Raw genomic sequence first — 2,936 nt, 5'->3', positions numbered from 1 at the left:
GACAGTGACCAATCAACTTTCATAACTTACTGTTTTTCAAGTTGTTGTCCCTACACTGTCCTACCAAATTTGGTGGAGCTGGCGGGAGTTGAACCCGCGATATGTTTTACATAACCATATGTTTATTAAAATAATATTATGTATCATATGCATGATACGTGCATTTTACGTGCACTTTGAAGTCCCAGTGCTGTCCTACTGAGTTCAGTTTCCATTTTGGGAGCTGAACTGGCGTTCGGTATTTCCACTGTAAGCCTCCAGATATGAACCGTAATGTCGAAATAACATTTCAGGCCCTTTGTGCCCCATTTGTGAGGCGAGCCAAAACAGGTTAGCACCTTGGCTAATATGCTTGGTGGCAAATGTATGCCTTGTCTGGTACGGGTTGCGATAGCGAATCCCTGCCTTTTTCAATGTTGGAACCCAAGCTTTTTTTCGAATAGCATCGGCACCAGCCCAAGCCTCACCCGTTTTAGGATCTTCGAATATTTCCCTGTCTTTCAAAAAAGTAAAGGTCTTCTGATTGGACAAAGCGAGCATTGCCTGATCATTTAATTCAACCTTACGTTTCCCTGCCTTAGTTTTTGTTCCCTTAATTACCCCAACGACACTGGCGGCAGTAATATGAGCCGTTTTTCCTATAAAATCGATATCTGACCAACACAGGGCACATAATTCAGAACTGCGAAGCCCTGTATGGATTGCGAATCGAAAAAGATTTTCCCACTGCTTATTTCCTGCTGCTAAAAGCAAGGCTGAAACCTCATTTGGTGATAAGGGGTCAACGATATATTCTTTATTCTCTTCCGTCTGCTCTGTCTGATATCGTGATGCCGTTACCAAGCTCACGGGGTTAATACTTATCAAGCCATCTGTAACTGCCTCATCTATGGCGCTGCGTAAGAAAGAAAGCTGATTTCTAATTGTCTTTAGAACAGTTGTTTGTTTTTGAATCCAGTTCTTTAATATTGCTGGCGAGAGATCTACAACGGGTATTTTATGTAAATCAGATAAGGCGGTCTTACACTTTTTATATCCACCAATTGTAGAGGGTGATAAATTTCGGGTGCTACAAATTCTTAAGTACTCATCTAAATAATCAACAACGATCCGTGATTTATCTGCATTACCAAAAATAGAAAGTTTGTTTGAGTTGGGAAAATACTTTCCATACGCAAATGTCCCTTTTTCTATATTATTTTGGATTTCACCCAATAGTCGATCTGCATACTTGATGTTTTTATTATTCACCTCCAATCGAGAGAGGGGCTCTCTACATAAAACCCCTCTATAAGTAAAAGTTATAACTAGAGTGCTGCCTGTTTTGTGTTGGCGAATGGTTATCCCTCTAGGGAGGGAATACATATTTTGTTCTTTCTGGCCCATTTAGATACCTCGGTTAAGTCAATCCAACGTTCTTTTGCTCCATTAACCTTTAGCACATGAACCCCCTCTATCCAAAATTGACGCTGTAATCGTTTATTAATGGCGTCAATACTTTCTCCTGTATATTGGCAGTATGCTGAAATGGGTATGCAATCCAAACTCACCATTATTTTTTCTCCCTTGTGTACCCATTCACCAAAATCACCTTCGCCACTCCCGCAGGTGTCGCCTTATCACTCCATGCCGCATCAAAAATAATGTTGTTCAGCTCCGTACTGAGAATATCGTTCAGATTTTTTGGCCTTGCAGAGTAGGGCACCCCGTCCGGTACCCCATTCATGACGTCGATAATCAGTTCAGCGAGTTCTTTTTCTCCCCGTTCTGGCTTACGGTATCCTGCCTGCCAGATTGCATCGGTGATGTCAGCAGGATTACCCCAAGCCGAGGCGATTATCTGGGTGAGGTGGGGTGAGTTAGTGATCATTATTTCCTTCTCCTCTTGCCTGTCTTTACTGGTGTTAACTTCACGCTTGCCACTTTTGGCGCTGGTGGCAGAGGAGGGCAAACGCCCTCATGAATATGTTGGTTACGCCTCATGATATGAATGAGCCGCTGTGTTTGATCCGTGCCGTCGTCGATGTGGAATGTGGTTTTAACAAGCACGTCGTGAATGTCTGCCATCTGGCGGTGCTTATTGGTCACTTTCTGCCTCCAGCTCTCTTAATTTTTGTTCGGCAATCTCGAAGGCGTCTTTATAAAGCGGCTGAACTACAAAAATAGGGTTGCCGTAAAGTCTGTTCGTGAAAGGGCTAAACCGGAATCGGCAGGGTGTCTCCATGCCGGAAGGCTCCATGAGCACAACGCCGGTGCGAAACATCAGATACGGGTAAGCCAGATACGAGAGGCGGAAGATCGGCATGACATTCTGTTTCTCTGTCGGGATGGCTTTATCCAAGTCAGGGAAACGCCCATTGATTATTTCCAATCGAGTAAAGCTAAAAGCCTTATTGTCTTCATCGAGGTGAATAGCTCTTACCTCGTCACCCAAGGTGATTTCTGTGAAGTGAGCTTGTTCTGGAATATCACCACAGAACCGGATAATCAGATCGAGGTCAGCACTATCCTTATCATCAAAGAAAGTACCGCTATCCTCAGTCAGCTCCATGCGTACCAATGCATGACCGTTAGTTGCCTCAAGATGTTTTCGGGTAATGTGCACCCCCGATAATTGGGGGCGTTTTTCCGCATCTTCGCCTTTGGCCACACAAACCAACGCAGCACGTAATAAATTGGAGTCGATGATCATGTGAATCTCCTATTAATGAATAACCGGCATAGTGTTAAACTCGCCAGCCTCTACCGCTTTGATTAATTCATCGTGCAGGATAAAAAGCCCCTCACGCCCTTTCTCAGATAATCGGTTCCCGTTCTCTGGCTGCATATTGATAAAGTCCATGTACATTCTTACCGCTATGTCCGCACCTTCTTCGCTTCCGCACTGCTCAAATGCGATCCCTTCAACATGGGTTGCCAACATCATGCGCTCTGAT

Annotated in this window: 4 protein-coding genes and 1 pseudogene; all 5 read right to left on the bottom strand. The window is 44.1% G+C overall.

The window, feature by feature from the left end:
* Positions 1–204: 204 nt before the first annotated feature.
* Positions 205–1,386 (bottom strand): site-specific integrase, encoded by a 1,182-nt coding sequence (locus Xkoz_RS18890; RefSeq protein ID WP_099143479.1) that lies wholly within the window; start codon positions 1,384–1,386, stop codon positions 205–207.
* Positions 1,341–1,553, bottom strand: coding sequence for an excisionase (locus Xkoz_RS23640; protein WP_099143478.1), 213 nt, complete (start codon positions 1,551–1,553; stop codon positions 1,341–1,343). Before Xkoz_RS23640 ends, Xkoz_RS18890 begins: the two co-directional genes overlap by 46 nt.
* Positions 1,553–1,951 (bottom strand): hypothetical protein, encoded by a 399-nt coding sequence (locus tag Xkoz_RS18880; protein WP_244183527.1) that lies wholly within the window; start codon positions 1,949–1,951, stop codon positions 1,553–1,555. The genes Xkoz_RS23640 and Xkoz_RS18880 overlap by 1 nt, the downstream gene beginning before the upstream one ends.
* 126 nt (positions 1,952–2,077) lie before the next feature.
* On the bottom strand, positions 2,078–2,692 hold the full coding sequence (locus tag Xkoz_RS18870; protein ID WP_099143475.1) for a beta clamp domain-containing protein: 615 nt from the start codon (positions 2,690–2,692) through the stop codon (positions 2,078–2,080).
* Between the two features lie 12 nt (positions 2,693–2,704).
* A pseudogene (locus Xkoz_RS21440) lies at positions 2,705–2,936 on the bottom strand (hypothetical protein); the annotation flags it as partial.

The sequence above is a fragment of the Xenorhabdus kozodoii genome, assembly GCF_002632875.1.
In the GTDB taxonomy this organism is placed as follows: domain Bacteria; phylum Pseudomonadota; class Gammaproteobacteria; order Enterobacterales; family Enterobacteriaceae; genus Xenorhabdus; species Xenorhabdus kozodoii.
This window is presented reverse-complemented; position numbering and strand designations above follow the sequence as displayed.

Excerpts from the sequence above, each read along its gene's own strand:
- Xkoz_RS18870 (WP_099143475.1), bottom strand. The coding sequence starts at position 2,692 with ATGATCATCGACTCCAATTTATTACGTGCTGCGTTGGTTTGTGTGGCC.
- Xkoz_RS23640 (WP_099143478.1), bottom strand. The coding sequence starts at position 1,553 with ATGGTGAGTTTGGATTGCATACCCATTTCAGCATACTGCCAATATACA.
- Xkoz_RS18890 (WP_099143479.1), bottom strand. The coding sequence starts at position 1,386 with ATGGGCCAGAAAGAACAAAATATGTATTCCCTCCCTAGAGGGATAACC.